Source organism: Stenotrophomonas chelatiphaga, from assembly GCF_032054965.1.
Classification (GTDB): domain Bacteria; phylum Pseudomonadota; class Gammaproteobacteria; order Xanthomonadales; family Xanthomonadaceae; genus Stenotrophomonas; species Stenotrophomonas chelatiphaga.
The window spans coordinates 96119-122758 of record NZ_DAMBRS010000009.1 but is presented as its reverse complement, the minus strand read 5'-3'; the positions used below and the strand labels follow the sequence as shown (position 1 = coordinate 122758).

General features: G+C 65.8%; 23 protein-coding genes and 2 tRNA genes. 7 read left to right on the top strand and 18 right to left on the bottom strand.

The genetic code is table 11. The features are described 5' to 3' along the window. Positions 1-105: 105 nt before the first annotated feature. Positions 106-339 carry a DUF1653 domain-containing protein gene (locus tag RTX79_RS12615; protein WP_312684058.1) on the top strand — a complete coding sequence of 78 codons (234 nt, stop codon included), beginning with the start codon at positions 106-108 and terminating at the stop codon, positions 337-339. A gap of 52 nt (positions 340-391) precedes the next feature. Further along, entirely contained in the window at positions 392-1168 is a 777-nt protein-coding gene (locus RTX79_RS12610; RefSeq protein WP_312684057.1) for a transporter, read from the top strand. A gap of 381 nt (positions 1169-1549) precedes the next feature. Here the strand turns inward: RTX79_RS12610 and RTX79_RS12605 are convergent, their stop codons facing one another. Next, positions 1550-2887, bottom strand: a complete 1338-nt coding sequence (locus RTX79_RS12605; protein ID WP_057507967.1) for an MFS transporter — start codon at positions 2885-2887, stop codon at positions 1550-1552. A gap of 327 nt (positions 2888-3214) precedes the next feature. On the opposite strand from RTX79_RS12605, the gene RTX79_RS12600 reads away from it, so the two are divergent. Next, a complete protein-coding gene (locus RTX79_RS12600; protein WP_312684056.1) occupies positions 3215-4939 on the top strand; it encodes a putative bifunctional diguanylate cyclase/phosphodiesterase in 1725 nt (574 codons plus the stop codon). A 158-nt stretch (positions 4940-5097) separates the two neighbouring features. Here RTX79_RS12600 and RTX79_RS12595 read toward each other — a convergent pair. From RTX79_RS12595 to thrS, 9 genes are all read right to left on the bottom strand, one after another. Next, a tRNA-Pro gene (locus tag RTX79_RS12595) sits at positions 5098-5174 on the bottom strand. A gap of 68 nt (positions 5175-5242) precedes the next feature. Beyond that, on the bottom strand, positions 5243-5599 hold the full coding sequence (locus RTX79_RS12590; RefSeq protein ID WP_042612987.1) for a MerR family transcriptional regulator: 357 nt from the start codon (positions 5597-5599) through the stop codon (positions 5243-5245). Beyond that, positions 5580-5879 carry an integration host factor subunit alpha gene (locus RTX79_RS12585; protein ID WP_042612988.1) on the bottom strand — a complete coding sequence of 100 codons (300 nt, stop codon included), beginning with the start codon at positions 5877-5879 and terminating at the stop codon, positions 5580-5582. Before RTX79_RS12585 ends, RTX79_RS12590 begins: the two co-directional genes overlap by 20 nt. Before the next feature lie 28 nt (positions 5880-5907). Then, a complete protein-coding gene (pheT, locus tag RTX79_RS12580; protein WP_312684054.1) occupies positions 5908-8289 on the bottom strand; it encodes a phenylalanine--tRNA ligase subunit beta in 2382 nt (793 codons plus the stop codon). A gap of 48 nt (positions 8290-8337) precedes the next feature. Next, positions 8338-9333 (bottom strand): phenylalanine--tRNA ligase subunit alpha, encoded by a 996-nt coding sequence (locus tag RTX79_RS12575; protein WP_057507965.1) that lies wholly within the window; start codon positions 9331-9333, stop codon positions 8338-8340. A gap of 189 nt (positions 9334-9522) precedes the next feature. Beyond that, positions 9523-9882, bottom strand: coding sequence for a 50S ribosomal protein L20 (gene rplT, locus RTX79_RS12570; protein WP_003484828.1), 360 nt, complete (start codon positions 9880-9882; stop codon positions 9523-9525). 11 nt (positions 9883-9893) lie between these two features. Then, positions 9894-10091: a 50S ribosomal protein L35 gene (gene rpmI, locus RTX79_RS12565; RefSeq protein ID WP_002811096.1), complete on the bottom strand. Its 198-nt coding sequence runs from the start codon at positions 10089-10091 to the stop codon at positions 9894-9896. A gap of 260 nt (positions 10092-10351) precedes the next feature. Continuing rightward, positions 10352-10894, bottom strand: coding sequence for a translation initiation factor IF-3 (infC, locus tag RTX79_RS12560; RefSeq protein WP_080335080.1), 543 nt, complete (start codon positions 10892-10894; stop codon positions 10352-10354). A 48-nt stretch (positions 10895-10942) separates the two neighbouring features. After that, positions 10943-12844: a threonine--tRNA ligase gene (gene thrS, locus RTX79_RS12555; RefSeq protein WP_312684052.1), complete on the bottom strand. Its 1902-nt coding sequence runs from the start codon at positions 12842-12844 to the stop codon at positions 10943-10945. Between the two features lie 388 nt (positions 12845-13232). On the opposite strand from thrS, the gene RTX79_RS12550 reads away from it, so the two are divergent. The 4 genes from RTX79_RS12550 to RTX79_RS12535 are packed head-to-tail and all read left to right on the top strand — an operon-like array spanning position 13233 to position 16360. Then, a complete protein-coding gene (locus RTX79_RS12550) occupies positions 13233-13547 on the top strand; it encodes a hypothetical protein (protein ID WP_057507963.1) in 315 nt (104 codons plus the stop codon). After that, the gene (locus RTX79_RS12545) at positions 13547-13810 is read left to right on the top strand and encodes a hypothetical protein (RefSeq protein WP_057507962.1); all 264 of its coding nucleotides are present in this window, start codon (positions 13547-13549) and stop codon (positions 13808-13810) included. Before RTX79_RS12550 ends, RTX79_RS12545 begins: the two co-directional genes overlap by 1 nt. A gap of 10 nt (positions 13811-13820) precedes the next feature. Then, a complete protein-coding gene (locus RTX79_RS12540) occupies positions 13821-15386 on the top strand; it encodes a PepSY-associated TM helix domain-containing protein (protein ID WP_312684049.1) in 1566 nt (521 codons plus the stop codon). Continuing rightward, positions 15383-16360: a hypothetical protein gene (locus RTX79_RS12535; RefSeq protein ID WP_312684047.1), complete on the top strand. Its 978-nt coding sequence runs from the start codon at positions 15383-15385 to the stop codon at positions 16358-16360. The genes RTX79_RS12540 and RTX79_RS12535 overlap by 4 nt, the downstream gene beginning before the upstream one ends. 272 nt (positions 16361-16632) lie before the next feature. On the opposite strand, the gene pnp is transcribed toward RTX79_RS12535, so the two are convergent. The 8 genes from pnp to RTX79_RS12495 form a co-directional block, all read right to left on the bottom strand. Continuing rightward, complete coding sequence (pnp, locus tag RTX79_RS12530) at positions 16633-18741, bottom strand: polyribonucleotide nucleotidyltransferase (RefSeq protein WP_057507958.1); 2109 nt, start codon at positions 18739-18741, stop codon at positions 16633-16635. 151 nt (positions 18742-18892) lie between these two features. After that, positions 18893-19153, bottom strand: a complete 261-nt coding sequence (gene rpsO, locus RTX79_RS12525) for a 30S ribosomal protein S15 (RefSeq protein WP_057507957.1) — start codon at positions 19151-19153, stop codon at positions 18893-18895. A gap of 171 nt (positions 19154-19324) precedes the next feature. Further along, entirely contained in the window at positions 19325-20236 is a 912-nt protein-coding gene (gene truB / locus RTX79_RS12520) for a tRNA pseudouridine(55) synthase TruB (protein ID WP_312684045.1), read from the bottom strand. Between the two features lie 98 nt (positions 20237-20334). Continuing rightward, positions 20335-20718, bottom strand: a complete 384-nt coding sequence (gene rbfA, locus RTX79_RS12515) for a 30S ribosome-binding factor RbfA (protein ID WP_123699669.1) — start codon at positions 20716-20718, stop codon at positions 20335-20337. A gap of 89 nt (positions 20719-20807) precedes the next feature. Beyond that, positions 20808-23456, bottom strand: coding sequence for a translation initiation factor IF-2 (gene infB, locus RTX79_RS12510; protein ID WP_312684044.1), 2649 nt, complete (start codon positions 23454-23456; stop codon positions 20808-20810). Positions 23457-23548: 92 nt separating this feature from the next. After that, complete coding sequence (nusA, locus tag RTX79_RS12505; protein WP_042613002.1) at positions 23549-25060, bottom strand: transcription termination factor NusA; 1512 nt, start codon at positions 25058-25060, stop codon at positions 23549-23551. A gap of 4 nt (positions 25061-25064) precedes the next feature. Then, positions 25065-25649 carry a ribosome maturation factor RimP gene (rimP, locus tag RTX79_RS12500; RefSeq protein ID WP_042613003.1) on the bottom strand — a complete coding sequence of 195 codons (585 nt, stop codon included), beginning with the start codon at positions 25647-25649 and terminating at the stop codon, positions 25065-25067. A gap of 332 nt (positions 25650-25981) precedes the next feature. Next, positions 25982-26058 (bottom strand) — tRNA-Met (locus RTX79_RS12495). Positions 26059-26640 lie beyond the last annotated feature (582 nt).

Here is a 26640-nt window from a genome sequence, read left to right as displayed (position 1 = left end):
TCCTCGTCGAGGAGCTGATCCGCGCCACGCTGTTCTGACATGGCGGTGGACGCCGCGCCCGGCGCATTGAACAATCACCGGCTTTCCTGCCTGCGTGAGTGTTCCATGTCCGACCTGCCTGCCCTGCCCGTCCTGCAACCCGGCCGCTACCGCCACTTCAAGGGCGGCCTGTACGAGGTCGTGGACGTGGTCCGCAGCAGCGAGACCCAGCAGCCGATGGTGCTGTACCGGGCGCTGTATGGCGAAGGTGGCCTGTGGGTGCGCCCCTACGCGATGTTCGTCGAGCACGTGCAAGGCGTGGACGGCAGCCAGCCGCGCTTCGCCCGGCTGGACGATTGACCGGCCGGCCACCGCAGCCGCATGATCCGCCCAACTCCTGTTGGATGCTCCGATGCGAAGCACATACCTGGCCGCGGTGGTTTGTGCCGCTCTCTTCGCCAGCAGCCCGCTGAAGGCCCAGCAGGCCGACGAACCGCCGTCGTTTGACCGCCCGGGGATCGGCCTGGGCACCGGAATCGTGCCGCGCGGCGCGTTGGCACTGGAGTTGGGCCTGCCCTCCTACGAGCGCGACCGCGATGCCGATGGGCTTCGCACCGAGCAGCTCTCCGGCGATGTCACCCTGCGCACCGGCCTGTTTGAACATTGGGAAGTGCAGTTGTCCGGCTCGCCCTGGCAGCGCCAGCGCAGCCGCCTGCCCGGCACGGACAGCACGCGCACGCGCGGCGGCGGCGATACTCAACTCGCCCTGAAGTGGGCAGTGCCGACCAGCCGCGATACCGACCGTTGGGCACTGCTGGCGTCGGCCACGGTGGCGCGCAGCGATGCAGCGTTCAGCGAAGGGCGACAGTACGCGCTGGCGGGGAGCTATGAACACGACTTCAGCGAGAAATGGACCGGCGCGCTGTATGCCAGTCACAGCCGCGGAGACGGCGAGCGCAGCACGGTGTGGTCGCCCAGCGTGTCGCTGACCCTCACGCCGCGCCTGTCCGCTTTCCTGGAGGCCGGTGTGACCAAGGCGCGCGGAGCACCGCGGGAATCGGTGGCCGGTGGCGGGCTGACCTGGATGTGGACCGATCGGGTCCAGTTGGATGCATCGGTGGATGCCGGGCTGGATAACGACAGCCCGGACCTGCAGGCCGGGCTCGGGATTTCCACCTATTTCGATTGAGAATGAAGCCGACGTGCAGTGCGTCTGCCGTCGGCTGTTCTCCCGCAGTACCGATCAAGGTCGGCACCGACGGGGCGTCGAACAGGCTTATGGTTCCCGGTGATTTACCACGGTGCGAACAGGGTGATTCCTACGATCACCAGCACCACGGCCAACGCAATCATCAGGTAATGGCTCTGGCGCCAGGACGGTTTCTGTTTTCCAGGGGTATTCATCGGTGCTGCTCCAGTGCGTTGGCTTACACGCCCAGAGTGCGGCAACGCCAGCATCGGCACAGTGCACGCCGCGTGCAGGCCGCGTCAGCATGGTGCGCTCCACGGCCGCAATGAAAAGGCCCGCGTCTTTCGGCGCGGGCCTCGTGTTCAACGCATCACGTGCGTATTACTTGCGGGTACCGTCCAGCCAGTTCGGTCCCTTGTTCTTCAGGAAGAAGATGTAGACCACCAGCGACACGGCGATGACCGCGGTGATGTAGATGACGAACTCATCGACGCGACCGGCCTTAAGCGCGCCCTGGTACAGCAGCGGCGCGGTGCCGCCGAACAGCGAGTTGGCCAGCGCATACCCCAGGCCGACACCGAGGGCGCGGATGTGGGCCGGGAACAGTTCCGCCTTGACCACCGCATTGATCGACGTATAGCCGGTCAGGATCACGAAACCGGTCGCCAGGATCAGGAACGCCGACAGCGCCGAAGTCTGCTGCGGCAAGGCAGTGACCAGGTACCAGGTGTACAGCACGCCACCCACACCGAAGAACACCAGCAGGCTCTTGCGGCCGATGCGGTCGGACAGCAGTCCGCCCAGCGGCTGCAGCAGCATCAGGAAGGTCAGCACGCCCAGGTTGATCCAGGTACCGGTGATCACGTCGTCGCCGGCGAAGGCGGTCTGGATCATCTTCGGGCCGTTGATGGTGTAGGTGTAGAACGCCACCGTACCGCCGGCGGTGATCAGGAAGCACAGCAGCAGCGGACGCCACTGGTTGACGAACAGTTCGCGCATCGAACCGCTGGCCTTGGCCTTGCCGTCCTTCGCCGCTTCGATGGACTCCGCGCTCAGCGATTCATCCATCGTGCGACGCAGCCAGAACACCACCAGCGCACCAATGCCGCCGATGCCGAACGCCACGCGCCAGCCCCACTCGGACACGTGCGAGGTATCCCACGACAGCAGCATCACCAGCAGCACGGCCTGCGCCAGCACATGGCCACCGACCAGGGTGACGTAGTGGAACGAGGACAGGAAGCCGCGCCAGCCGGGGACGGCCGCTTCGGACATGTAGGTTGCACTGGCGCCGTACTCGCCGCCGGTGGCAAAGCCCTGCAGCAGGCGTGCGAACAGCAGGATCACCGCCGCCCAGATGCCGATGGACGCCGCGGTGGGTGCGATGGCGATCAGGAAGGAACAGGCGGCCATCACGCTGACCGACACGGTGAGCGCCAGGCGACGGCCGTAGCGGTCGGCGAAGCGACCGAAGTACCAGGCGCCGATCGGGCGCATCAGGAAGGTCGCGGCGAAGATGCCCCAGATGTACATCGTGGAGTTCTTGTCGTCGGCCGAGAAGAACTGCGATTCGAAGTACTTGGCGAACACCGAGTAAACGTAGACGTCGTACCACTCGACCAGGTTGCCGGCCGAGCCTTTCAGCGTGTTGGACACCGAGCGTTTCAGCGCAGCGCGCTCCGAAACCGGCGATGCCGCAGTGGATTGGGAAATACTCATGGGGGGAAACGGCCCTCAGGTTGAGCCCCCGGGAGGGGCATTGGATCCGGCACCCATCAACGACGCACCATGGCGCGGTTGGCAGGGTTACCGAGGCAAGTACCTTACCTGAGGACGAGGTGAAGCGCCGTTACACCTTCGGGCTATGGCGTTTCCTGCCGATGCCCTCCGCGCAGCGCATGCGATTCGGCTGAATACGCGGCAGATCAGCGCGTGGACACCACGTTGATGCGTAAAGGCGCATTCTGTCGTTCGTTACCACCGCGTGAGCACCGAGCCTCTCTGCCCATGACGCAGTTGTCAGAGGAACTGAAAGCCCAGGAAAGAATGACGGCTGTCGGCGCGTTGCAGGTGCTGGATGCGGCAGCGGGCGCATCACTGGACCGCATTACCCAGCTGGCGGCGTTCGCCTTCGACGCTCCCGTCGCCTTCGTATCGATCGTCGGCGTGGATACGCAGCGCTTCATATCGCAGGTTGGCCTGCAGATCACCGGCACCGATATCCGCTCTTCGATCTGCTCTTACACCATCGCATCGCCGGACGTCATGGTCGTACCCGACCTGGCCGATGACCCGCGGTTCGCACACAATGAGCTGGTCTGTGGCGCTCCGCACCTGCGCTTCTACGCCGGCGCACCGCTGATCGCGAAGAACGGTGTCGCCATCGGCGCTGTGTGCGTCATGGGGCCGACGCCGCGCGATCTGAGCGAAGACGATCGGCAGCACCTGAAGACGTTGGCGGCGATGGCGATGAGCCAACTGGAACTGCGCCGCCTGTCCGGTCGCCAGGACCCGGTCAGTGGGTTGTCGAACCGCCATCAGTTCCATATCGATTACGACGGCCTGGTTGCGCGCGCCAGCGCAGGCACGATGTACGCGGTGATGCTGGACGTACTGGACGTGCCGCGGCTGGACGAAGCCGGCCAGGCGCTGGGCATGCCGCCACTGGAAGCGATGCTGCATCGTTCCGGCGTCCGCCTGCGCGTAGCGCTGGAAGACATCACCGATGTCTACCATGTCGGCGTCAGCCGCTTCGCTTTTCTAATCGACCTGCCGACGCAGGACGACGTCGAAGCCCTGCTGCTGGAGCTGAAGCAGCGCATCATCCGCCCGGTGATGGCCGCCGCGGTACCGATGTCGCCGCAGTTCCACGCCGGCATCTGCGCTTTCGATCCCACCACCGACAGCAGCAACGACGTGCTGCGCAAGCTGCTGGTCGGCGTGCAGGCGGCGATCAGCACGCGCAAGGATTTCTGCTGGTATTCCGAGCGCCGCGATGAACTGCTGCGGCGTGGCTACCGGCTGGCCGCCGATGCCGAACGTGGACTGCGCCGCGAAGAGTTCTACCTGCTGTTCCAGCCCCGCGTGGACACCCTGACCGGCAAGGTGGTGTCCGCCGAAGCATTGATCCGCTGGAACCATCCGCGGCTGGGTCCGGTCGGGCCGGCCGAGTTCATTCCGGTGTTCGAGCGCACTGCGCTGATGCCGGCGGTCAGTGGCTGGGTGGTGGATGCGGCGCTGGACCAGTTGGCGGCGTGGCAGCGCGATGGCATACCGCTGTGCCTGTCGATCAACCTGGCCGCTTCGGACCTGTCCACCGAAGGCATGGCCGAACGACTGCTGCAGAAGCTGGCCGCCCGTGACCTGCCGGCGTCGCTGCTGGAAATCGAGATCACCGAGGGCGAATGGCTGCGTGCCAATACCGTCGCCGGTGACCAGCTGGCACGCCTGGCCGGCGTGGGCGTGCGCGTGGCGATCGATGACTTCGGCAGTGGTTACAGCAACTTCGGCTACCTTTCGCGACTGCCGATTTCCACCATCAAGATGGACAAATCACTGGTGGACCACCTGGCCGATGATCCGGGCGCGCGGTTGAAAGCCAAAGCCATCATCGAACTGGCCAAGGGGCTGGGTTACACCACCGTCGCCGAAGGCGTGGAAAGCATGGAGCAACGGCAGGTGCTGACCGAACTGGGCTGCGACCAGCTGCAGGGGTATCTGTTCGCCGAACCGTTGGCGGCGGAGGCCCTGGCGGCGATGGTGGACGCCTGACGGCCCCGCTCCGGTAGTGACGGCCGCTGGCCGTCATGCTCCTGCTTCCCGGCCGCTGCGCTCGCCGAGCACGGCTAGGCGCTACCGATGATCCATCACGTTTTCGAACCACAAAAAAGGCCCGCGCATTGCTGCACGAGCCTCCTCTTTCATCACAGTGGTCGGGACGGCCGGATTCGAACCGACGACCCTCTGCCCCCCAGGCAGATGCGCTACCAGGCTGCGCTACGCCCCGAATATCTGCGATGTTGCCCCGCCGTTGAAGCGGGCCGTGAAGTATAGCGGATCAACGCGAAAAAAGAATCAGCGGCGAAGCAGTTGCAGCACTTCTTCCAGTTCCACGCGGACCTGCTTGATGATCTGCTGACTGAGCGCGGCTTCGCCACGCGCATCGGCGCCATCCAGCCGCAACCGCGCACCGCCGATCGTATAGCCCTGTTCGTACAGCAGGCTGCGGATCTGCCGGATCATCAGCACGTCATGGCGCTGGTAATAGCGACGGTTGCCGCGGCGTTTGGCCGGCTCCAGGCTGGGAAACTCGGTTTCCCAGTAGCGCAGCACGTGCGGCTTCACGTCGCACAGTTCACTGACCTCACCGATGGTGAAGTAGCGCTTTGCCGGTATCGGCGGAAGCTCTCTGTTACTGCCCGGATCCAGCATACGCTTCCACCCTTTCCTTGAGCTTCTGGCCCGGACGGAAGGTGACTACCGTGCGGGCGGAAATCGGAATTTCCTCACCGGTCTTCGGGTTGCGACCCGGGCGCTGGTTCTTGCGCCGCAGGTCGAAGTTGCCAAAGCCGGACAGCTTTACCTGACGTCCATGTTGCAATGCTTCACGCAGCACATCGAAGAACGCGTCGACGAATTCCTTGGCTTCACGCTTGTTCAAGCCGACTTCGTCGAACAGTTTTTCGGCCATTTCAGCCTTGGTCAGTGCCATCGCCTGCTTACCCCTGGGTGCTGCCCGCTCAACCGCGGATCCGGGCGTGGTGTTCACGCTCGATGGCGGCGACCACCTCGGTCACCACCGCGTCCACGTCGCGGTCCGTCAGAGTGCGCGACTTGTCCTGCAAAATCAAGCCCATAGCGAGACTCTTGAAGCCCGGCTCGACCCCCTGCCCGACGTACCGGTCGAACAGGTTCAGCTCGCGCAGCAGCGGCCCGGCGGCCAGCCTGACGGTGGCCGCCAGATCGGTCCAGGCGACCGCATCGGGGGCCAGCACGGCCAGGTCGCGGCGCACGGCCGGGAACCGCGACAGCTCGCTGGCACGCGGCAGTTCACGGGCGGCCAACGGCGCCAGGTCGAGCTCCAGCGCATACACGTCCATATCGATGTCCATCGCCTTGGCCAGGCGCGGGTGGATCTGGCCGATCCAGCCCAGGCGCACCTCGCCGCGGTACACATCGGCCGAACGCGCCGGGTGCCCGTACGGCTGCGCCGAGGGCTTGAAGGTCAGCTCGGCACCGCTGGCGGCGGCCAGGGCTTCCAGGTCGCCCTTCAGGTCGTGGAAGTCCACCTTGCGTGCGGCCAGGCCCCACTGCTCGGCATCGGCATCACCACACACCACGGCGGCCACGCGCTGGGTTTCCAGCGGCGCCGGCGCCCCTTCGCCGGCCTGCGCGGCGAACGCACGGCCGATCTCGAACAGGCGCACGCGACCGGCCTGGCGGGCCACGTTGCGGCCCAGCGTGGCGACCAGGCCCGGCAGCAGCGCCGGACGCATCACCGCCAGTTCGGCCGACAGCGGATTGGCCAGCGGCACCAGGTCGTCGACCAGCTGCCACTGCTGCAGCAGCTGCGCATCGACGAAAGCGAAATTGATGGTTTCCTGCAGCTCGCGCGCCAGCAGCTGGCGACGCACGCTGAGCTCTTCCAGGCGGGTTTCGGTGGGCATTGCAACGCGCGCGGCACCGCCGGGCAGCGTGGTCGGGATCTGCTCGTAGCCGTGGATACGGGCCAGTTCTTCGATCAGGTCTTCTTCGATGGCGATATCGAAACGACGGCTCGGCGCGGTGACCTGCCAGCCTTCGCCCGCTGCCACCACGTCCATGCCCAGCGCGCGCAGGATGCGCTCCACTTCGGCGTCTTCGATGCTGATGCCCAGCACGCGGGTGATGCGTGCACGGCGCAGCGCGATCGGCGCCGGCGACGGCAGGTCTTCCGCGCGCAGTGCTTCGGTCACCGGTGCGGCGGTGCCACCGGCCAGCTCCAGCACCAGCGCGGTCGCGTGCTCGATCGCCGCGCGCGGCAGCGCCGGATCCACGCCACGTTCGAAGCGATGGCCGGCATCGGTGTGCAGGCCCAGCTTGCGGCCGCGGCCCATGATCGCCGCCGGCGCGAAGTGCGCCGCTTCCAGGAATACATCGGTGGTGGCATCGGTGACGCGGGTGTCGAAGCCGCCCATCAGGCCGGCCAGGCCGACCGGACGGTCGGCATCGGTGACCACCAGGAAGCTGTCGTCCAGCGCGGCATCGCGGCCATCGAGCAGCTTCAAGCTTTCGCCCGCGCGCGAACGGCGCACGCCGATCGGTCCGCTCAGCGTGCCGAGGTCATAGGCGTGCATCGGCTGGCCCAGGTCCAGCATCACGTATTGGGTGATGTCCACCAGCAGCGACACCGGACGCACGCCGCTGCGGCGCAGGCGTTCGGCCATCCACAACGGGGTCCTGGCGGCAGCGTTGACCCCTTCGATCACGCGGCCCAGGTAGCGCGGCGCTTCGGCACCGGCATTGAGCTCGATCGCCAGTTCGCGGGCGCCGGTGGCCGGTACTGCATCGGCGGCGAACGGCACCACCTCGCTGCGGGTGGCGGCCGCCACGTCGAAGGCGATGCCACGCACGCTGAAGCAGTCGGCGCGGTTGGGGGTCAGCTTGATCTCGATGCTGGCGTCGGGCAGGCCGAGGTACTCGACCAGCCCCTGCCCCACCGGGGCATCATCAGGCAGTTCGAACAGGCCGGAGGCATCGGAATCCAGGCCCAGCTCCTTGGCCGAACACAGCATGCCGTTGGAGTCCACGCCGCGCAGCTTGGCCGCGCCGATCTTCAACGCACCGATCTGCGCACCGACCATCGCCAGCGGAGCGACCAGACCCGGACGCGCGTTCGGCGCGCCGCAGACGATCTGCAGCAGTTCGCCGCGGCCGGCATCGACCTGGCAGATCTGCAGGCGGTCGGCTTCGGGGTGGCGCACGGCTTCCACGATGCGCGCGACCACCACGTGGTCCAGGCCACCGCCGAGTGCGTCGACCTCTTCCACTTCCAGGCCGATGGCAGTCAGCACGGCGCTGAGTTCATCGCGCGAGGCGGTGGTGGGGACGTGGCTGCGCAGCCAGTTTTCGGAGAATTTCATGTTGTTCCGTCCTCGTTGACGACCAGTGGTCGTCACTACCGATAGTGTTTACGCGAACTGGCGCAGGAAGCGCACGTCGTTCTCGAAGAACGCGCGCAGGTCGTTGACGCCATAGCGCAGCATCGCGAACCGCTCCACGCCCAGGCCGAAGGCGAAGCCGGTGTAGCGCTCCGGATCGATGCCGACGCTGCGCAGCACGTTCGGATGCACCATGCCGCAGCCCAGCACTTCCAGCCAGCGGGTGCTGCCATCGGGCTGCTGCCAGGCGATGTCCACTTCCGCGCCGGGTTCAACGAAGGGGAAGTAGCTGGGACGGAAACGCATCTCGAAATCGCGCTCGAAGAACGCACGCACGAACTCGGACAGGGTGCCCTTGAGATCGGCGAAGGTGGAGTGCTCGTCCACCAGCAGGCCTTCGACCTGGTGGAACATCGGCGAATGGGTCTGGTCGCTGTCGCTGCGGTAGACCTTGCCGGCGGCGATCATGCGCAGCGGCGGTGCGTGCTCGCCCATGTAGCGCACCTGCACCCCGGAGGTATGCGTGCGCAGCAGGCGGCCATCGCCGAAGTAGAAGGTGTCGTGCATCGCGCGCGCCGGATGGTGCGGCGGGAAGTTCAGCGCTTCGAAGTTGTGCCAGTCGTCTTCGATTTCCGGGCCTTCGGACAACTCATAGCCCAGGCGACCGAAGATTTCGGTGATGCGCTCCAGCGTCCGGGTCACCGGGTGCAGTCCACCGCGGCCCCCACGACGACCCGGCAGGGTGATGTCGATGGCTTCAGCGGACAGGCGCGCATCCAGGGCGGCGTCTTCGAGCACGGCCTTGCGCTCGGCCAGCGCAGTGGTCAGCGTGTCGCGCGCGCGGTTGATGGCTTCGCCGGCGGCCTTGCGCTCGTCGGCCGGCAAGGCGCCAAGCTGCTTCAGCTGCGAGGTGATGCTGCCACTCTTGCCCAGCAGGGCCACGCGCAGCTGTTCCAGCGCATCGGGGCTCTGGGCGGCAGCCACATCGGCCAGTGCCTGGGCGGTCAGGGATTGGATGTCACTCATGGGGTGCCGGAACCTCGGGTCGGATATGCCCTCGCGATGCGCGAAGGGCCGACCCCCGTCGCCACCGCTGTCCGGCCGCCGCGCGCTGCGCTGGCCACCGCACAAAAAAGAATGGGGAAGGACTTGCGCCCTTCCCCATGCATTGCCTTACCTGCGGGCGTTGCGTCAACGGCAACGACCGAGGAGGACTTATGCCGCCAGAGCGCCCTTGGCCTTTTCAGCCAGCGCGGCAAAACCGGCCGCGTCGTGCACGGCGATGTCTGCCAGCACCTTGCGGTCCAGGGTGATGCCAGCCTTCAGCAGGCCGTTCATGAAACGGCTGTAGCTCAGGCCATTGATGCGGGCCGCGGCATTGATACGGGTGATCCACAGCGAGCGGAAATTACGCTTCTTCTGCTTACGACCGATGTACGCGTACTGCTGGGCCTTGATGACGGCCTGCTTGGCAACGCGGAAGACCTTGCGACGGGCATTGTAGTAGCCCTTCGCCAGAGTCAGGATTTTCTTGTGGCGGCGACGCGCCTGTACGCCACGCTTTACTCGTGCCATGTGTTAATTCCTCAGAGGTAAGGGAGCATGCGGTCCAGACGGCCGGCGTCTTCTGCGCGGACGTGATTCGTCTGACGCAGGTTACGCTTACGCTTGGTCGCTTTCTTCGTGAGGATGTGGCTACGGTTGGCGTGGCCGCACTTGTACTTGCCCGAGGCGGTCTTGCGGAAACGCTTGGCCGCCGCCCGGTTGGTCTTGATCTTGGGCATTGCTATGTCCTTGATGGGATTTGACCCTGGTTTCTGACTGATCTGGCGGTGGCCTGGGCCACTCTTTCCGTCCTGCCATGATCCGCGTACGACCCCTCCTGATGGGTCGAGCCGGCAATCATACAGGGGAAATGGGCCTTGGGCAACGCCCGGCACGTCACGCCGGTGGCCGGTGGCCGGAAAAGCAGAAAGGCGCCATCGGCGCCCTCCTCCCGTTGCATTCAGCTGCCAGGCGCCCGCGAAGGGCAGCCCGTGCGGCCTTATGTCTTCTTCTTCGGAGCAATCATCATCACCATCTGGCGGCCTTCCAGGCGCGGACGGGATTCGATCACGATGTCCTCGCCCAGATCGGTCTCGATCCGGTTGGCCATCTCGCGACCCAGTTCCTGGTGGCTCATTTCACGGCCACGGAAGCGGATGTTGACCTTGATCTTGTCGCCCTCTTCGAGGAAACCGCGCATCTTGCGCAGCTTGATCTGGTAGTCGCCCTCGTCCGTGACCGGACGGAACTTCACTTCCTTGATCTCGACCTGCTTGCTCTTCTTCTTGGCTTCGCTGGCTTTCTTCTGGGCTTCGAACTTGAACTTGCCGAAGTCCATCACCTTGCACACCGGCGGATCCGCCTGCGGCTGGATTTCAACCAGGTCCAGGCCTTCTTCCTCGGCCATCGCCAAGGCTTCGTCGCGCGTCAGCACGCCGATCATTTCGCCGTCGCTGCCGATCACGCGTACGCGCGGCACACGGATTTCCTGATTCTTGCGATTCTGTTTATTGTCAGGGGTACTGATATTGCAATCTCCCAAGGGTATCGAACCGGCCCGCGCGCCATTGCACACGGACCGGACCTTTGATTACGCGCCCTCGGCCTGCAGCCGTTCAATGAAGGCCTGGAGACTCATGCTGCCCAGGTCCTCGCCGGAACGCGTACGCACCGCCACGGCGCCGTTTTCCTTTTCGCGGTCACCAATGACCAGCAGGTACGGCACGCGCTGAAGCGTGTGCTCGCGAATCTTATAACCGATCTTCTCATTACGCAAATCGGCGACCACCCGGAAGCCTTGATCCGCAAGGGATTTGCGAACCTCGCTCACGTATTCAGCCTGGGCATCGGTGATGTTGGCCACCACCACCTGGGTCGGCGCCAGCCAGGCCGGGAACTGGCCGGCGTGGTGTTCGATCAGGATGCCGATGAAACGCTCCATCGAACCGACGATCGCCCGGTGCAGCATCACCGGGTGCTTCTTCTGGCTGTTCTCATCCACGTACTCGGCGCCAAGGCGGCCGGGCATCATGAAATCGACCTGCATGGTGCCCAGCTGCCACGTACGGCCGATGGCATCCTTCAGGTGGTATTCGATCTTCGGGCCGTAGAAGGCGCCCTCGCCCGGCAGTTCCTGCCACTCCACGCCGCAGCTGGACAGCGCCGAGCGCAGCGCGCCTTCGGCCTTGTCCCAGGTCGCGTCATCGCCCAGGCGCGATTCCGGGCGCAGCGCGATCTTGATCTGGATCTCTTCGAAGCCGAAGTGCTGGTACACCGCCAGCGCCTGCTGGTGGAAGGCGGTCACTTCCGCCTCGACCTGGTCTTCGGTACAGAACACGTGACCGTCGTCCTGGGTGAAGCCACGCACGCGGAGGATGCCGTGCAGCGCGCCGGAGGGCTCGTTGCGGTGGCAGGCGCCGAACTCACCGTAGCGGATCGGCAGATCGCGGTAGCTGTGCAGCCCCTGGTTGAACACCTGCACGTGACCCGGGCAATTCATCGGCTTGAGCGCGTAGGTACGCTTCTCCGACTCGGTGAAGAACATCGCGTCCTGGTAGTTGTCCCAGTGGCCCGATTTCTGCCACAGCGACACGTCCAGGATCTGCGGGCAGCGCACTTCGCCGTAGCCGGTGCTGCGGTACACCTTGCGCATGTACTGCTCGACCACCTGCCACAGCGCCCAGCCCTTCGGGTGCCAGAACACCAGGCCCGGGGCCTCTTCCTGCAGGTGGAACAGGTCCTGCTGCTTGCCGATGCGACGGTGGTCGCGCATCTCCGCTTCTTCGATGCGCTTGATGTACGCATCGAGCTGCTTCTTGTCGGCCCAGGCGGTGCCGTAGATGCGCTGCAGCTGCTCGTTCTGCGCATCGCCGCGCCAATAGGCGCCGGAAATGCGGGTCAGCTTGAAGGCCTTCAGGAAGCGCGTGTTCGGCACGTGCGGGCCACGGCACATGTCCACGTATTCCTGGTGGTAGTACATGCCCATCGCCTGGATGTCGTCGGCCATGTCCTCGATCAGGCGCAGCTTGTAGTCCTCGCCACGGGCCTTGAAGATCTCCACGACTTCGGCGCGCGGGGTGACCTTCTTGACCACGTCGTAGTCCTGCGCGATCAGCTCGCCCATGCGCTTTTCGATCGCCGCCAGGTCATCCGGGGTGAACGGACGCTCGGACTGGATGTCGTAATAGAAGCCTTCGGCGATGACCGGCCCGATCACCATCTTGGCATCCGGATACAGCTGCTTCACGGCATGACCGACCAGGTGCGCGCTGGAGTGACGGATGATCTCCACGCCCTCCTCGTCCTTGGCGGTGATGATGCGCAGGGTCGCGTCCTTGGCGATCACGTCACTGGCATCGACCAGCACGCCATCGACCGAACCGGCGATGGTGGCCTTGGCCAGGCCGGCGCCGATCGACTGGGCCACCTCCATGACGCTGACGGGATGTTCGAATTCGCGGCGGCTGCCGTCGGGAAGGGTGATCGTGATCATCAGGATGGCTTCATGCTGTGCCCGCGCGGCGGGCTGGAATGCGGATCCGGGCCAGGCCCGGGCAATAAAAAAGCGCCACGACGGCGCCTGGAGGGGGGCCTTCGGGTGCAGGTCAGCAGGGGGTGATGGTAGTGCTCATGTCACACGCTCGGCCGGCGCTTGGCGCGGGCCACCTGGATCCAGTGGGTTGGCTGTGGTCGATCTTAAACCAGCGCGGCACAAAGCCCAAGCGCAGCGCAGGCAGCCGCCTGAATAGCGGATACTGGATCACGTAAAAGTCAATGATTACCATACGCGTGCGTTGTGTTGCCTCCCTGCCCTCCGGATTCCCGATGACCCCGCTTTCCGTTCGTCGTTCCACGTCATGCCCGGCCGGAGCTGCACGCTGATGCAGGTACCCACCATCGGACTGTCCTCGCTGGGCTTCTGCTCGCTGGCGCTGCTGGCCACCGCGCTGTCTTCGCTGGCGTTCTATGCCGCCTCCCCGCACTGCCGCTGGCCGCGCCTGCACCGCGCCGGCCGCCTGGGCCGCGAGATCGGCACCGTGGCCGCCGTGGCCGGGCTGTGGCTGTGGATGGCCAACCTGGGTGTCGGCGCGGGGCTGGTGGTCGCCCTGTGCGTGTGGATGGCCACCGCCATGCTGCTGCCCAGCCTGGCCGCCTGGCACCGTCCGGCCGCGTTGCCTGCCAGGAAGCCGCGCTGATGTGGCCGCGCGCGTTTGCCGGACTCATCGCCGGCCTGTTCGTGGCCGCGGCAGTCACCGGGCTGGCGGCGTGGTTGCCGCCGGGCCCGTGGGCCACCGCGCTGGTACCCAGCCTGATCGCCTTCATTCCGCTGTGGATGCTGGCGGCGGTGTGGGCCTTCAGCTTCCGCAGCGGGACGCGCGCCTGGATCGTGATGAGCGCCTGCGCCGCCGGCGGCTTCCTGTTGTTATGGCTGCTGCGCCTGACCGGCGCGGTGCAATGAGAATCACCGCATGAAGTTCAGCTCGCAGACCCTGCGCACCTTCACCACGCTGCATACCTGGGTCGGCCTGGTGGCCGGCTTCGCGCTGTTCGTGGCCTTCTACGCCGGCGCGCTGACGGTGTTCCACCACGACATCCCGCTGTGGCAGACGCCGGCATCGGTGGACCAGCCCGCGGCGACCCTGGCCGACGCGCAGCGCCTGCTCGACGGCGTGCTGGAGCGGCATCCCGCCGCGCGCGCGCACATGGGCATGACCTTCCCCGGCGGCGACCATCCGCAGCCGATCGCCTACTGGCAGGACGCCAAGGGGATCTGGCAATACGCCTGGCTGGACCACTACGACGGCAGCGTCACCCCGCCGCAGACCGGCCTGGCCGAACTGGTCAATGAACTGCATTACACGCTGGGCCTGCCGGTGGCCGGCATCTACCTGATGGGCATCGTCAGCCTGCTGTACGGCGTGGCGCTGCTCAGCGGGCTGGTGATCCACCTGCCGAAGTTGGCCGGCGACCTGTTCGCGCTGCGCCCGGGCCGCAACCTGAAACAGTTCTGGCAGGACGCGCACAACGTCATCGGCGTGCTCAGCCTGCCCTTCCACCTGATGTTCGCGGTCACCGGCGCACTGCTGTGCCTGGTGTTCCTGCAGATGGCCCTGCTCAACCCGCTGATCTACGACGGCAAGCTGCTGCAGGCGGTGCCGGCGGCGATGGACACCGCGCCGGTGCGTGCGGCCAGCGGCGCGCCGGGCACCGCGGTGAACCTGGCCGACCTGCATGCACGTTCGCTGCAGGTGGCCCGCGACCAGGGCGTGCAGGGCTTCGAGCCGGCCTACCTGAAACTGGCCAATGCCGGCGACGCCAACGCCACGATCGAGATCACCGGCGAATCCGAAGGCACGCTGGGGCCGGCCGGCGCAGTCGCCTTCGATGTCGCCAGCGGCCGCCTGCTGGCCAGCCAGTTGCCGGGCCGCCGCGATGCCAACCACGCCACCCTGAGCGCGGCCTATGCGCTGCACTTCGGTGAGTTCGGCAACGGCGTGGTGGCCTGGCTGTACTTCCTGCTGGGCCTCGGCGGCGCCTTCCTGTTCTACTCCGGCAACCTGTTGTGGATTGAATCGCGGCGCAAGCGCAGGCAGCTCGAACAGGGCCGCGCGCAGGTCAACATGGCACGTGCCACGGTCGGGGTCTGCATCGGCCTGGTGGTGGCGATCTCGGCCGCTTTCGTCGCCGCACAGGTGCTGGAACGCGTGGCACCGCAAGCGGTGGATGCAGGCATCCGCTGGGTATGCTTCCTGACCTGGGGCGCGTGCGCCGCATGGGCCGCGCTGCGTCGACCGGCGCAGGCCGCGCGCGAGCTGCTCTGGGCGGCCGCCGTGGTCACCGCACTGGTGCCGCTGGCACATGGCGCGCTGAGTGGCTGGTGGTGGTGGAGCAGCGCCGGCCACGGTCACTGGGCGCTGTTCTGGGTGGATGCGGTGGCACTGGCGATGGCGGTCGGTTTGGCCGTCGTGGCGCGGGCCACCACGCGCCGCGCCCGCGATGGCGAACCGAACAGCGTCTGGGCCGATCCGCGGTGAGTTCCTCACCGGATCCGGGCGACGGTACCGCCGGCACGTTGCGCGAACACGCCCATGCGCTGTTCGACGCAGGCGAACTGCACGCTGCCGACGCTGCGTTCGCCCGCCTGGCCGCGCAGCATCCCGATGACGGCGCCCTGCATTACATGCGCGGGCTGGCCAACAAGTATCTGCGCGACTGGAGTGCATCGCTGCAGCACAACCTGCGTGCGCAGGCCCTGGAGTCCGACTTCGACCCTGCCAGTGCATGGAATGCCGCCATCGCCGCGACCGGGTGCGGCGATTGGGAACAGGCGCGGCGTCAATGGGCCCGCTGCGGCATCGATATTCCTGCCGGCGATGGTCCGATCAATGCGGATTTCGGCATTGCCTGCGTGCGCCTCAACCCGTGGGCCGATGGAGAAACCGTCTTCGTCCAGCGCATCGATCCGGTTCGTGCCCGGCTGTTGAATGTCCCGCTGCCGGAATCCGGCCATCGCTTCGCCGACATCGTGCTGCATGATGGCGCATCCACCGGCACGCGCTGGTCGGGCGAGGCAGACGTACCGGTGTTCAATGCGCTGCAGGTTCTGGAACGCTCCGATCATCGCACCTTCGCGGTGTTCATCCAGTGCCCGGACGCCGATGCGCTTGAGCAGCTGCAGCAGGCCACCCTGCCCGGTATCGGCTACGTGGAAGACTGGACCCTGTCGGTCCGCCACCTGTGCCTGCGCTGCAGCTACGGCGCGCCGCACACCCACGAACGCGACGATGCCGACCTGGAGGAGGCCGGCAACGATGACTGGCACCCCGAGCGCAGTCTCGGCATCGGCGCACAGGGACGGACCGCGGTGATGCGCCTGCTGGGTGACTGGGCGGCGGCGGGAGTTGGCCGCCGCGTGGCGTCGGTCAGCGCATGCGATAACGAGCTGCCGCTACCGGCCCAGGGCCGCGCATGGTGGCGCGGCATTGACGAAGACGACGCCCCGCCCTGACCCGGCACCGCTGCCCGGCACTATTGCCCGGCAAGCACCCCATCCCGTCCATTCCCACGCCCTGCTCAAGCAGGCAGATACCGGCCGCCCACGCTATCTGCTGCCTGCTGCAATTGCGGCGGGCGCAGATGAATCGCCAACCAGGCCGCTGCGCACTTCCTGCATTGCCAGATACGCGAGCCGGACAGGCGCTGCGTTCCACGCCAGGCGACAGGCAAAGAAAAAGCGGGCCGAAGCCCGCTTTTTCATTCCAGCAGAAGGATGGCGACCGATTACTCGGCAGACACGCCCTCGCCTTCTTCGACGGCCTTCATCGACAGGCGGATACGGCCCTGCTTGTCGACCTCCAGCACCTTGACCTTGACCACATCGCCTTCCTTCAGCACGTCGCCGACCTTCTCGACGCGGTCGCTGGAGATCTGCGACACGTGCACCAGGCCATCCTTGCCCGGCAGGATGGTGACGAAGGCGCCGAAGTCCATGATCTTGGCGACCTTGCCTTCGTAGATGCGGCCCGGCTCGACGTCCGAGGTGATCTGTTCGATGCGGGCCTTGGCAGCCTGCGCAGCGATGGCATTGACCGAAGCGATGACGATGGTGCCGTCATCCTGGATGTCGATCTGGGTGCCGGTTTCCTTGGTGATGGCCTGGATGGTGGAACCACCCTTGCCGATCACTTCGCGGATCTTGTCCGGGTGGATCTTGATGGTCAGCAGGCGCGGCGCGTAGTCCGACAGCTCCTGGCGCGGTGCGGTCAGGCCGTGGGCCATCTCGCCCAGGATGTGCAGACGGCCGGCCTTGGCCTGCTGCAGTGCCTGCTTCATGATCTCTTCGGTGATGCCTTCGATCTTGATGTCCATCTGCAGGGCGGAGATGCCCTCAGCGGTACCGGCCACCTTGAAGTCCATGTCGCCCAGGTGATCTTCGTCACCCAGGATATCGGACAGGACGACGAAGCGCTCGCCTTCCTTGACCAGACCCATGGCGATACCGGCGACCGGCGACTTCACCGGCACGCCGGCGTCCATCAGGGCCAGCGAGGAACCGCAGACCGAGGCCATCGACGAGGAGCCGTTGGATTCGGTGATTTCCGACACCACGCGGATGGTGTACGGGAAGGATTCCAGCGACGGCATCACGGCGAGCACGCCGCGCTTGGCGAGACGGCCGTGGCCGATTTCGCGACGCTTCGGGCCCATCATGCGGCCGGTCTCACCCACCGAATAGGGGGGGAAGTTGTAATGGAACAGGAAGTTGTCCTTGTACTCACCGGACACGGCGTCGATCACCTGACCGTCGCGGGCGGTGCCCAGCGTGATGGTCACGATGGCCTGCGTTTCACCGCGGGTGAACAGCGAGGAACCGTGCACGCGCGGCAGGATGCCGGTCTTCACGGCGATCGGGCGGACGGTGTCCAGCGCACGGCCGTCGATGCGGACCTTGGTGTCCAGCACCGAGTTGCGCATGGTGCTGTATTCCAGCTCGCCGAATTCCTTCGACAGCTCGGCCGGGTTCCAGCCTTCAGCGGCCACGCGGCCAGCCAGCGACTCGACCACGTCCTTCTTGATCGCCGAGATGGCGTCACGGCGCTGCAGCTTGTCGCGCACCTGGAAGGCTTCGCCCAGGCGCGGGCCGATGGCTTCCTGCAGGGCGCTGATCAGCACGTCGTTCTTGGCCGGGGCGACCCAGGTCGACGGCTTGGTGCCGGCTTCCACGGTCAGCTCGTTGATCGCGTTGATGACCTTCTGCATTTCGCGGTGACCGAAGGTCACGGCGCCCAGCATCACTTCTTCGGACAGCAGCGCGGCTTCGGATTCCACCATCAGCACGGCATTGGCGGTACCGGCGACAACCAGTTCCAGCTCCGAATCCTTCAGTTCGGTCACGGTCGGGTTGAGGATGTACTCACCGTTCTTGTAACCGACCTTGGCAGCGGCGATCGGGCCCTTGAACGGGGTACCGGCCAGCGACAGCGCGGCCGAGGCACCGATCAGCGCGGCGATGTCGCCGTCGATGTCCGGGTTCAGCGACATCACCGTGGCGATGATCTGCACTTCGTTCTTGTAGTCTTCCGGGAACAGCGGACGGATCGGGCGATCGATCAGGCGCGAAATCAGCGTCTCTTTCTCGGTCGCACGGCCTTCACGCTTGAAGAAGCCACCCGGGATACGGCCACCGGCGTAGAACTTCTCCTGGTAGTCACAGGTCAGGGGGAAGAAGTCCTGGCCCTCACGCGCGCTCTTTGCGGCAACGGCGGAGACCAGCAGCACGGTATCGTCGAACTTGACGATGACGGCACCGCCGGCCTGGCGGGCGATTTCGCCGGTCTCAAGCGTGACGGTGTGTTTGCCGTACTGGAAGGTTTTGGTGATTTTTGCCACGGAGGGTGTCCTTGGGATGCTGTCTGCGAATGGACCGTCGGCGACCCGTGCCGCCTGCGGGTGACCGGTCGTTCCGGTCTGAATGCGATGGGTATTACGGTGCTACAAAACAAAACCGCGGCGCATCGCTGCGCCGCGGAGGATTCGTTGCTTAGCGACGCAGGCCAAGCTTTTCGATCAGACCCTTGTAGCGGGTCACGTCTTTCTTCTTCAGGTAGTCAAGCAGGCTGCGGCGACGGTTGACCATCTGCAGCAGGCCACGACGGCTGTGGTGATCCTTCTTGTGGGTCTTGAAGTGGCCGGTCAGCAGTTCGATGCGGGCGGTCAGCAGGGCGACCTGGACTTCCGGGGAGCCGGTGTCGGCGGCGCTGCGCTTGTTGTCTTCAATAACCTTCTGGGTGTCGATCGACATTTTCTTTTCTCTTCTGATGCGGGGCCAGCAGGAACGTGTTCACGCACCGCTTGGCTCGCCGTAGGCTGATGATGATCCTGCACGACGCAGGTTGCCCGTGAAAGGGCCGCAAAATTGTAACGGGAGCGCCCTCCCGGAACAAGGTCCGGGACTGAATGGCCCCGGGGAATGTCACAGATTGAAGCGTCGCTGGGACGCCAGCAGGCCGCTTTCATCGACCTGACCCAGCCCGCAGGCCGCGCCATCGGCGCCATGCACCACCACCAGGCCTTGCGGCCAGCGGGTATCGCGCTGGCGCTGGCCCAGGCAGAAGCGTGCCGCCTGCTGTTCATCCAGGTCGACCCGGGGATAGTCCACCAAGCCAGCCGAAAGCGGCAGCAACAGGGAATCCATGCCGGTTTCATCACCGGAATCGGCCAGGCTGCGCAGCTGGTCGAGGGTGACCATCGCCGGTTCAGCGAACGGCTCCACCCAAAGGCGACGCAGTGCACTGATGTGCGCACCGCAGCCCAGCGCCTCGCCGAGGTCGCGGGCGATGCTGCGGATATACGTGCCGGACCCACAGGTCACGCGCAGCCGCAGGCGATCCGGCTGCTGCTCCAGTACCTCGATGGAGCGCACTTCCACCTCGCGCTCGGGCGCTTCGATGGCATCGCCGCGACGCGCCTTCACATACAGCGGTTCACCGCCCTGCTTGAGCGCGGAATAGATCGGGGCACGCTGGCGGATATGGCCGGTCTGCGCGGCAAGCGCGGCCTGCAGCATATCGGCACTGATCTGCGGTACCGGGCGCTGCAGCAGCACCTGGCCTTCGGCGTCATCGGTGTCAGTGGTCTGGCCAAGCACGATGTCCGCGTCGTAGGCCTTGGCCGAGCCGAGCAGCAGACCGGCGATCTTGGTGGCCTCGCCGAAACACAGCGGCAGCAGGCCGGTGGCCAGCGGATCCAGGCTGCCGGTGTGGCCGCCCTTTTCCGCACGGAACAGGCGACGGGCGACCTGCAGGGCCGCGTTGGAGCTCATGCCGCTGGGCTTGTCGAGCAGCAGGATGCCGTCCAGGCGACGGAATTGAATGCGGGGTTTCATCGGGGAACGCCAACTTCGGTAGCGCCGAGCCACGCTCGGCGGTCATGATCCGGGAACGGCTGCGCAGTCACCGAGCAAGGCTCAGCGCCGCGCGGGGATCATTCTTCGTCGCTTTCGCGCTTCTTTTCCGCCGCGACGGTGTCGGGCAGTTCACGCAGCAGGTTGTCGATTCGCTCACCGCGATCGACCGAATCGTCGTAATGGAAATGCAGCTCGGGCACATGGCGCAGCTTCATCGCACGCGCCAGCTCCATGCGCAGGTGCCAGGCCAGTTCCTTCAGGCCCTTCATCGCTTCTTCGGAGCGCTCGGCCATCAGCGCGGTCACGAAGATCTTGGCATGGGACATGTCGCGGGTGATTTCCACATCGGACACGCTGACCGAGGGCAGCCCGTGTTCGCGCACGGCGTTGTGCACCAGGGTGCCAAGTTCGCGGCGGATCTGGGCGGAAACACGGTCGGTTCGATGGAAAGTCTTGGGCACGCGGCAGGGCTCTTTTATTTGGGGGGTGACACGGTACACGGTGATGCCTTGAAGCAGGACCGGGCCTTTCGGCCCGGTCCCTTGCAGCCTTACAGGGTGCGCGGCACTTCGATACGCTCGAAGCACTCGATCTGGTCACCCGGCTTGACGTCGTTGTACGCCTTCACGCCGATACCGCACTCGGTACCATTGCGGACTTCGTCGACGTTTTCCTTGAAGCGACGCAGCGATTCCAGCTCGCCCTCGAACACCACGACGCTGTCGCGGAGCACGCGGATCGGCTTGTTCCGCTTGACGATGCCTTCCACGATCATGCAGCCGGCGACAGCGCCGAACTTCGAGCTGCGGAAGACGTCGCGGACATCGGCGATACCGATGATCTCTTCGCGGATCTCCACGCCCAGCAGACCGGAAGCCACCTGCTTCACCTGGTCGATCACGTCATAGATGATCGAGAAGTAACGCAGGTCCACGCCGTTGGATTCAATGATGCGACGGGCCGAAGCATCCGCACGCACGTTGAAGCCGATCACGGTGGCCTTCGAAGCGACCGCCGAGTTGGCGTCCGATTCGGTGATGCCGCCCACGCCGGAGTGGATCACATTGATGCGGATATCGTCGTTGGACAGACCGACCAGCGCCTGGCTGAGCGCCTGCACCGAACCCTGCACGTCGGCCTTGATGACCAGGTTGAGGACCTGCTGGCCCTCGCCCTTGCCGAGCGTGGCCATGATGTCTTCCATGCGGCTGCCGGCAGACTGCACCAGGCGCGATTCACGGCGCTTGGTTTCGCGCTGCTGCGCCACGTCCTTGGCCAGGCGCTCGTCTTCGACCACCACGAAATCATCGCCTGCTTCCGGCACGCCGGACAGACCCAGCACCTGCACCGGAATCGACGGACCGGCCTGGTCCGGCTGCTTGCCGGTTTCGTCGAACAGCGCACGCACGCGGCCGTACTGGATGCCGCACACCAGGTAGTCGCCCTTCTTCAGCGAGCCCTGCTGCACCAGCACCGTCGCGACCGGGCCACGGCCCTTGTCCAGCGAGGATTCGATGACCACGCCGCTGGCGCGGCCGTCGGCCACGGCCTTCAGTTCCAGCAGTTCGGCCTGCACGGAAATGGCTTCCAGCAGGTCGTCGATGCCGAGACCGGCCTTGGCCGAGATTTCCACCATCTGGATGTCACCACCGAAGTCTTCGGAGACGACCTGCTCGGTGAGCAGTTCGTTCTTCACGCGCATCGGGTCGGCACCGGACTTGTCGATCTTGTTGATCGCCACGATCAGCGGCACGTTCGCCGAACGCGCGTGCTGGATCGCTTCCTTGGTCTGCGGCATGACGCCGTCATCGGCAGCCACCACCAGCACCACGATGTCGGTCAGCTTGGCGCCGCGGGCACGCATCGAGGTGAAGGCAGCATGGCCCGGGGTATCCAGGAAGCTGATCACGCCCTTCGGCGTTTCCACGTGGTACGCACCGATGTGCTGGGTGATGCCACCCGCTTCGCCGGTGGCGACCTTGGTGCGGCGGATGTAATCCAGCAGCGAGGTCTTGCCGTGGTCGACGTGGCCCATGATGGTGACCACCGGCGGACGCGGGACGGCTTCGCCGCGCTCTTCACCGGTAGCGGCCAGCAGTGCCTCTTCGACGTCGTCATTGCCAGCGCGGACCACGACGTGGCCGAGCTCTTCGGTCACCAGTGCCGCGGTGTCGTGGTCGATGCTCATGGTGATGGTCGCCATGACGCCCATCTTGAACAGCGCCTTGACCACTTCGCCGCCCTTCAGGGCCAGCTTGGCGGCCAGGTCGGCGACGGTGATGCTGTCGCCGATCGCCACTTCACGCACGACCGGCGCCGTCGGCCGCTCGAAGGCGTGCGGACCACTGTTCTGGCTGCCGCGGCTGTCGCGACGACCCGGCTGCGGACGGCTGCCCGGACGGCCACGGTTGTTGTTGTTGTTGCTGTTGCCACGGCGCGCACGGTCGGCGGCGGACAGGTGCATCTGGCCGGCGAAACGATCGCCACCCGGACGGTCGGTACGGGCCGGACTGCGGTTGTTGCGGTCATCCGAACGCGGCGGTGCGGCGCCACGCGGCGGCGCGGACGGGCCACCAGCCGGCGGACGCGCGGCACGCGCTGCGGCCGGCGCGGCATCGGCAGCCGGACGCGCGGCAGCCGGACGGCTGGCAGCAGCGGCTTCGGCGGCCTTGGCGGCGATGGCGGCTTCTTCAGCGGCCTTCTTCTCGGCCTCGGCGCGTTCCTTGGCGGCAACTTCTTCCTCGCGCTTGCGCACGATGGCTTCATCGCGCAGGCGGTCCTTCTCCGCCAACGCTGCCTGTTCATCAAGATTGCGCTGGCGGGATTCCTCCAGCTTGCGCAGGATGTCGGCGCGCTCCTCATCCGGGGTCATGCGCGCGGCCGCCTTGTCGTAGGTGCGCTTCTGGCGCACTTCCACGTTCACGGTGGTCTTGCTGCGACCCGCGTTCACCGTCACTTCCTGGTGCTTGCGGCGGTTCAGGGTGATCTTCTTGGAAGCCTCGGTGGCTTCTTCGACGGCCTGCTCGGGCTTGCCGTGGGCACGACGAAGGAAGCCCAGGAGCTTCACCTTCTCGGTGCTGGTCACGACCTGTTCGGGACCGCTGAACTTCATGCCGGCACCCGCCAGCTGTTCCAGCAGTTTTTCAACCGGTGTATTGACCAGTTCGGCAAGCTTGCGGATGGTGGTTTGCTGCGACATTCGGATCCTATGATCTTGAGGGCGCCCCCCCGTTTGTGGAGGTAGCGCGGATTCTACGCCCTGATCGGCTCAGGGCCCTGTTCATTGCCGGCTCATTCGCCGCGTTCCAATCGGGCGATCTCCTCGGCGCGGGCAGACAGGATCAGCGCCGCGGCGCGCTCCTGGTCCAACCCCTCGATGCCGAATTCAACCACCTCGTCGGCAGCCAGGTCCGACAGGTCCTCACCGGTGCGCACGCCATGGCTGGCCAGGGCGTAGGCGGTAACCTCGTCCATGCCTTCCAGGGCCAGCAGGTCGTCGGCAGGAACGCCGTCTTCCAGGCCTTCTTCAACGGCCAGCGCCTCGTTGAGCAGCGCGTCACGGGCACGTGCGCGCAGTTCTTCGACGATGTCTTCGTCGAAGCCTTCCACCGCCAGCAGTTCGCCGACGGGTACATAAGCGATTTCTTCGACGGTACCGAAGCCTTCGCTGACCAGGATGCCGGCGATTTCCTCGTCCACTTCCAGCTTGTCCATGAACAGCTGGCGGGCCGAGGTCTGCTCGGCTTCGGACTTGGCGGTGACCTGGTCCTGGGTCATCACGTTCAGCTGCCAACCGGTCAGTCGGCTGGCCAGGCGCACATTCTGGCCGCCCTTGCCGATCGCCTGGGCCAGGCGGTCTTCGGCGACCGCCAGGTCCATCGAGTGCTTGTCTTCATCAACGATGATCGACTGCACTTCGGCCGGCGCCATCGCGTTGATGACGAAGTTGGCCGGGTTCTCGTTCCACAGCACGATGTCCACGCGCTCGCCATTGAGCTCGTTGGACACTGCCTGCACGCGCGAACCGCGCATGCCGATGCACGCGCCGATCGGATCGGTACGGGTGTCGTGGGCCAGCACGGCGATCTTGGCGCGGTCGCCCGGATCACGTGCGCAGGCCATGATTTCCACCAGGCCCTGGCCGACTTCCGGCACTTCCAGCTTGAACAGCTCGATCATGAACTCCGGCGCGGCGCGGCTGATGAACAGCTGCGGGCCACGCGGTTCGGAGCGCACTTCGGCCAGGTAGCCGCGCACGCGGTCACCGGCACGCAGCACGTCGCGCGGAATGCCCTTGTCCTTCGGGATGAAGCCCTCGGCGTTGCCGCCCAGGTCGACGAAGATGTTGCCGCGCTCGGCGCGCTTGACCACACCGGTGATCAGTTCGCCCACGCGATCCTTCCAGGCATCGACGACCTGCTGGCGCTCGGCTTCGCGCACACGCTGCACGATGACCTGCTTGGCGGCCTGGGCGGCGATGCGGCCGAAGTCCGGGTTTTCGATCTGTTCTTCGACGTAGTCACCCACGTCGACGCCTTCGGCTTCGTCGATGGCGTCCATCAGGCGGATCTGGCGGTCCGGGGACTCCATGACCACGTCGTCGGCCACCACTTCCCAGCGGCGGAAGGTCTGGTAGGTGCCGTCCTTGTGGTCGATGACCACGCGCGCCAGCACTTCCTCGTCGGGGTAGCGCTTCTTCGCCGCCGAAGCCAGGGCGGCCTCGATCGCGTCGAAGATCACTTCACGCGGCACGCCTTTTTCATTGGCGACCGCGTCGACTACCAGCAGAAGTTCCTTGCTCATTGGCTCACTCCGCGCGCGGCTTCTTGGCCGCAGGCTCGTTGGATGGATTTTTGGTCGGCTTCGGACGCTTGGCCGGACCGGTCGGCTTGCTCGGGGCCAGCCCCAGCGCCACCCAGTCGGGCATGATGCGTGCCTTGTCGATGTTGTCAGCCGACACCACCAGGGTGGTCTTGTCGACGGTGAAGCTGATCGTGCCCTGCTCCGCATCGACCGAATCGATCCGGCCCTGCAGGCGGCGACGATTGTCCTGCGGCAGCTTCAACTGCACCTTGGCGTTCTGCCCCAGGTGCTGGCCGAACTGGGCCAGGTTGAACAGCGGGCGATCAACGCCCGGCGAAGACACTTCCAGCGTGTAATTGCCGCTGATCGGGTCTTCGACGTCCATCTGTGCGGACACTTCGCGACTGACGCGCTCGCAGTCCTCGACGTTGATGGTGCGCTCGTCCTGCTCGGCGATCAGCACGTCGATGTACAGACGCAGCGTGGCACCGCCGGGTGCGGGCAGATATTCGACGCCCAGCAGCTCCAGGCCCAGCGCATCGACGGTGGGGCCGAGCAGATTCGCGATTTCGGTTGCCTTGTCGCTCACAGCCTGCCTTGTTGTTGAATGTGGAAGAGATCCGGACCGCGGTGGGCCCGTTCCGGAAATGCAAAAGGGCCCGCTGGGCCCTTTGTCCGGTGAAATCCGGTCATTGGATTCCGGCCGCAGGGCGCGCTGACGCGATCCCCTGCGAAGCCCAGCTTCTGGTCGAAGCCGGTGGCGGGATGGGTGCGCTCCATGCAGAGCCAACCATCAGATATACCGCCAGCCCGCTGATGATAGACCTTGCACCGGGTTGGTGCAAGCTGCGCGCGGCGTCGCGCGCTCTGAAACGAGAAAAGCGACTCCGTTTCCGGAATCGCTCTCGTCTGATGCCTAGTTGGTAGCGGGGGCAGGATTTGAACCTGCGACCTTCGGGTTATGAGCCCGACGAGCTGCCAGACTGCTCCACCCCGCACCAGAAGCGGAATTATGCAGCATTCTGCTGCGCTGCGCAAGCCCTGTTCGACTTTTCCTGCTGGCCGGGTGGGCGAACGGGTGAGCCCCCTTGCGGGTGGCTGCTGTTGAGCTGGCTGCCTGGGGTGGGTCGGGCGGGGAGGCTATACGGGGCACGCGCAAGTACGTCCCTGTAGCTCTTCGCCGCTCCTGCGGCTCAAGGCCCCGCATAGCCTCCCCGCCCGACCCCCTGACAGATTCCGGTGGCCGCCACCCGCGTAATGAAAATCAAAGAAGAGCGGCAGGGGTCAGAGTCCTTTCGCTACGCGAAAGGACTCTGACCCCATGCTTCCCCCACCCCTCCCTCCCCCGGATCCGCCGACCACGGGTCGGCGCTACCAAGGCCGCCGGGGACCTGTCGAAGGTGGGACGGGGTGGGTTGGCGGGAACGCTCATCCGCATGGATGCGGATGGCGAGCCTACACGGACGTATTCACGGCGATTCCCGCCAACCCACCCCGTCCCGCCCAACCAGCAGCCCTGCAGCTTTTGCCGTTGCCGTTGCCGTTGCCGTTGCCGTTGCCGTTGCCGTTGCCGTTGCCGT